This window comes from Rhizobacter sp. P2_H3, from assembly GCF_056403355.1.
In genome coordinates this window covers 1-3,948 of record NZ_JBFUFQ010000360.1, presented here as the reverse complement: position 1 = coordinate 3,948, position 3,948 = coordinate 1, and the positions used below count along the sequence as shown (strand labels likewise).

At 73.6% G+C, this 3,948-nt stretch carries 5 protein-coding genes; all 5 read right to left on the bottom strand.

Annotation, left to right across the window (positions count from 1 at the left end):
• The coding region (locus AC1D1T_RS30805) for a triphosphoribosyl-dephospho-CoA synthase (protein WP_477993206.1) at nucleotides 1-400 on the bottom strand (400 nt) is incomplete at its 3' end.
• A 4-nt stretch (nucleotides 401-404) separates the two neighbouring features.
• Nucleotides 405-1,343 carry an ATP-grasp domain-containing protein gene (locus tag AC1D1T_RS30800; RefSeq protein WP_477829045.1) on the bottom strand — a complete coding sequence of 313 codons (939 nt, stop codon included), beginning with the start codon at nucleotides 1,341-1,343 and terminating at the stop codon, nucleotides 405-407.
• Nucleotides 1,343-2,326, bottom strand: coding sequence for a methenyltetrahydromethanopterin cyclohydrolase (gene mch, locus AC1D1T_RS30795; RefSeq protein ID WP_477845453.1), 984 nt, complete (start codon nucleotides 2,324-2,326; stop codon nucleotides 1,343-1,345). The genes AC1D1T_RS30800 and mch overlap by 1 nt, the downstream gene beginning before the upstream one ends.
• Nucleotides 2,323-3,489 (bottom strand): ATP-grasp domain-containing protein, encoded by a 1,167-nt coding sequence (locus AC1D1T_RS30790; RefSeq protein ID WP_477993205.1) that lies wholly within the window; start codon nucleotides 3,487-3,489, stop codon nucleotides 2,323-2,325. The genes mch and AC1D1T_RS30790 overlap by 4 nt, the downstream gene beginning before the upstream one ends.
• The coding region (locus tag AC1D1T_RS30785) for a Rossmann-fold NAD(P)-binding domain-containing protein (protein ID WP_477993204.1) at nucleotides 3,486-3,948 on the bottom strand (463 nt) is incomplete at its 5' end. The genes AC1D1T_RS30785 and AC1D1T_RS30790, both read right to left, overlap by 4 nt.

Genomic DNA, 3,948 nt, shown 5'->3' with positions numbered 1-3,948 from the left:
GCCCGCCGGGGTTGGCGCGGGCGATCGCGCGGAACGCGTGCTGCGCATCGGCAAGGCTCAGGCCGGCCAGCACCTCGGCGAGGGCCTCGCGCAACGCGGCCGGGCGTGTCGCGCCGGGATGCCGCTCCACCGCCACGGCGATCGGTGCGCACAGCAGCAGGATGCCGAGGTTCGTGTTGCAGTGCGCCACCGACCAGCTGGCGTCCACCGCGGCCTCGATGCGCTCGCCGACGCCGGCCCCGCGCGTGAACAGCGGCCCGGCCGCGGCCATTGCGCTGTCGAGGAACATCGCGGCCTGCATGCGGTGGCCGGCCGACTGCAGGCTCACGTTGCCCGGCTTGCGCACCGCCACGTCGAGCGTGCAGGCGCACAGGAAGGCGGCCTTCGGATCCCCGGTCATCCGTTCACGCGCAGCGCCCGGCCGCGTCGGCGTCGAGCGCGCGCAGGCCGGCGCACTTGCGGTCCAGCAGGTCGTCGACGATCGCGCGCGCGATGTTGAAGCCCGTCACGCGCTGCAGGCCCTGCCAGGCCGCCACGCCGTTGACCTCGATCACCTGCGTTCCTTCCACCGACGGGATCAGGTCGACGCCGGCGTAGTCCATGTCGAGCGCCTGCGCCGCGCGCTCGGCGAGTTGCGCGAGGTCGGGCGTGAGCGCCGCCGGTTCGCAGCGCGCGCCCTGCGCGACGTTGTGGATCCAGTGCTCGCTGACGCGGCGCATCGCGGTGATCGCGTGGCCGCCCACCACCAGCACGCGCCAGTCGAAGCCCGGCGTGGTGGCGGCCGGCACGAAGCGCTGCAGGTAGGCGAGCGAGCCGAAGCCCGCGCTGAGCGCGGGCAGCGCATGGTGCACGCCGTCGACCTCGCCGACCAGCTGCAGCCCCTTGCCCTGCGAGCCGAACAGCGGCTTCAGCACCAGCGCATGGCCGGCCGCGCCCTCGCGCACCGCGATGCGCTGCGCATGCGCCTGCGATTCGGTGGCCCAGGTGGGGGGCGTCGGCACAGCGGCCGCATGCAGCAGCAGGCTGGTCATCGATTTGTCGACGCTGCGCTCGATGGCCCGCGCATCGTTGTAGACCGGCACGCCCAGTTCGCGCAGCGCATGCAGCACGCCCAGCCGCTTGGTGACCTGCTCGAAGCTGCCGCCGGCGATGCCGCGCACCAGCACCGCATCGGGCAGGCCGCGGCCGAAGCCGGGCAGCGCGAGGCCGTGCCACGCGAGCGTGGTGTCGATGTGGCAATCGGCGAGGTCGATGCAGCGGCCGACCGCGCCGCGTGCGCGCAGGGCCGCTTGCAGTTGACGTGTATGCCAACCGGTTTCGTCCGCCATGATCGCGATGCGCATCACAGCTCCTGCAGCCAGAGCTGCCGCAGCAGCGCCATGTTCTGCGCGCCGCCATGCCAGGTGTGGCCGCTGTCGAGGTTGCTGACCCACACCTCGGCCGGTGCGAACAGGCCGGCGTCGATCTTGTAGAAGTCGTAGCCGGCCTCCTTGAAGATGTCGGCGAACGAGCGGCCATGGTCGCTCGATGTGGTGGACGGCAGGTGCCGAGCCAGCGCCAGCGCGGCCGCATCGTCGCCGCGCACGCTCAGGTGCACCTGGCCGCCGTAGAGGATCGCGTCGTTGGTGCGGCCCATCGCCTGCACGCCGTCGGGTGTCGGCGACGGCAGCGGCGCGGTGGCCACGCCGTCGACGACGTGGTGCAGCGCGAAGCCCAGCGTGTGCGCCTTGTGCAAGGCCGTCTCCAGCACGCGCGCGACGATCTGCGTCGTGCCGGCCGGGCTGGTGGTCGGCGTCAGGATGATCGTCAGTCCCTCGGGCTTCAGTGCGCAGTCGTGCAGCAGCTTGTCGATGATCACCGGCGGCGGCGGCCGGTCGACCTCCATCACCAGCACGCCGCAGTCGGCGCGGTCGCGGTAGCCGAGTTCCTGGTAGAGGGCTTCCTTGCCGGCCAGCGCGCGCGCCGGGCCCGAGCCGAGCGAGAAGAACTTCTTGCCGCCGGTTTCCTCCTTCGTGGCCGCGAGGCTCCAGCCGGCGTACTGGCTGCCCAGGCAGGCCAGCACCGGCTGCGAGCTGCGCACCTCGATCCAGGTGGGCCAGCCGTGCTGCGCGCCGGCACGCAGGCCGACCTGGCCCAGCCCGCCCATGCAGATCTCGCCGATCAGCAGGCCGGCGGCGATGCTGCCGCGCGCCTCGATGCCGGCATCGACGATGCACACGCCGCGGTCGTCGCGGCGCACCGTGACCTGCAGGGCATCGGCGTCGGCGAGCAGGCGCTCGACCAGCGGGCGCGCCCGCGCGTTGACGCTCAGGATCGTGTCGCTCATGGTGCTGTCTCCAGGGTGTCCAGCAAGGCCTCGCGGGCGCGGTGCAGCCTGTCTCTCACCGCCTCGGGATCGTCGCCGCTCGCGCTCAGGCTGCATGTGCTCAGGCTGCACAAAGGGTCGCCGGCCGCGACGCGCGTGCYGGCGCACGGCAGGTCGTGCGCCCCGGGCCAGGCAGCGAGCCGCTGCGCCAGCGCCTCGTCGACCCGCCCGCCGTGGCGTGCGAACACGATCTCGGTGCCGTTGATGGGATCCCGGCCGGTGCGCGGTGCCGGCAGCACGCCGTGCAGGCAGGCCTGCACATGGGCCGCCATCACGCCGTCGCCGTACAAGGCCATGCTGGCCGGCGGGCGCGGGTTGACCTCGAGCACCGCGATCTCGTCGCCGTCGCGCATGAAATCGAGGCTGCACAGGCCGCGCAGTTCGAAGCCGGCGGTCAGCGCGTCGACGGCGGCGCGTGCCTGCGCTGCGGCGCGGCCTTCGAGCGGCACCGGCCCGACCACGCCGCAGAACACGAACGGCCGCGTGCCGAAGCGGCGCACCGTGATCTCGTTGAAGCCGAGCAGCGCCGCGCGGCGGCCATTGCCGATGAAGGTGGCCGACATCGGCACGCCGGGCGCCTCCTGCTGCAGGTAGTGCTGCGCCGGCATCTCGGCCACCCGCTGCGGCGTGGCGCAGCTCACCTGCCAGCCGCCGCTGCCCAGCGCGTCCTTGGTCAGCCAGTGCGAGCCGTCGTCCGGCAGCGTGCGCGACAAGGCGCCCAGCCGCACCGGTGGGTGGTGGATGCCATGCGACGCGAGGAAGCCGAAGAAGAGTGCCGGGTCGCGCACGCGGCACACCGCCGACACCGGCGTGCCGACCAGCGGCAGCAGCTGCGCCGCTTCGGCCAGCAGCCGCGGCCGGCCCTCGAAGCCGCTGCCGGCGACCCAGCCGCGCACGTCGCCGCGCTGCGCCAGCTCGCCGAGTGCCGCGAGCGTGCGCGCGTCGTCGATCGCGAGCGTGGCGGGCTCGCCCAGGCTCATCCAGCGCGAGGYGGCGCGGCGCGTGTCGGCATCGCCGAACAGGTCGAGTGCGACCACGTCGAAGCCGTCGCGCACGGCGGCCTCGGCCATCATGCGGGCGGACAGCGCCGCGACGGCGATCACGCCGGCGGATGGGCGATTCAAACCGCTTCGCCGGCCGCGCGCTCCGCGAGGAACGCGCGCGCGGTGGCGAACGCCTCCGGAAAGCCGAGCACCAGCGCCTTCTTGTCGGATTCGCGCATCTGCACCAGCAGGCGGTGCTGCGTCTGGTACTTCACGTTGCCCACCGCGAGCGCGCCGATGCCCACGGCAGAGCTGCCGGCCAGCGGCTTGCCGTCGTCCATCACGCCGACGCCGGCGATGCCTTCCGGCGGCACGGCATTGACGTCGGCCGCCACCTTGAGCCGCTTCGCTGCCTTCAGGTCCTCGGGCGAGACCACCTGCACGCCGGCCGCGGCGCAGGCCAGCACCACGTCGGCATCGGCGAGCGAGGCGCGCACCGCCGCATGGTCGGCACCCGACACGCCGTGCAGCGCGACCTGGAAGCGCGTGCCGGTCTCCTGCGCGGCGGCCTCGGCCGCGGCGGCGCCGCTGCGGCTGGAC

Excerpts from the sequence above, each read along its gene's own strand:
- AC1D1T_RS30800 (WP_477829045.1), bottom strand. The coding sequence starts at position 1,343 with ATGCGCATCGCGATCATGGCGGACGAAACCGGTTGGCATACACGTCAA.
- mch (WP_477845453.1), bottom strand. The coding sequence starts at position 2,326 with ATGAGCGACACGATCCTGAGCGTCAACGCGCGGGCGCGCCCGCTGGTC.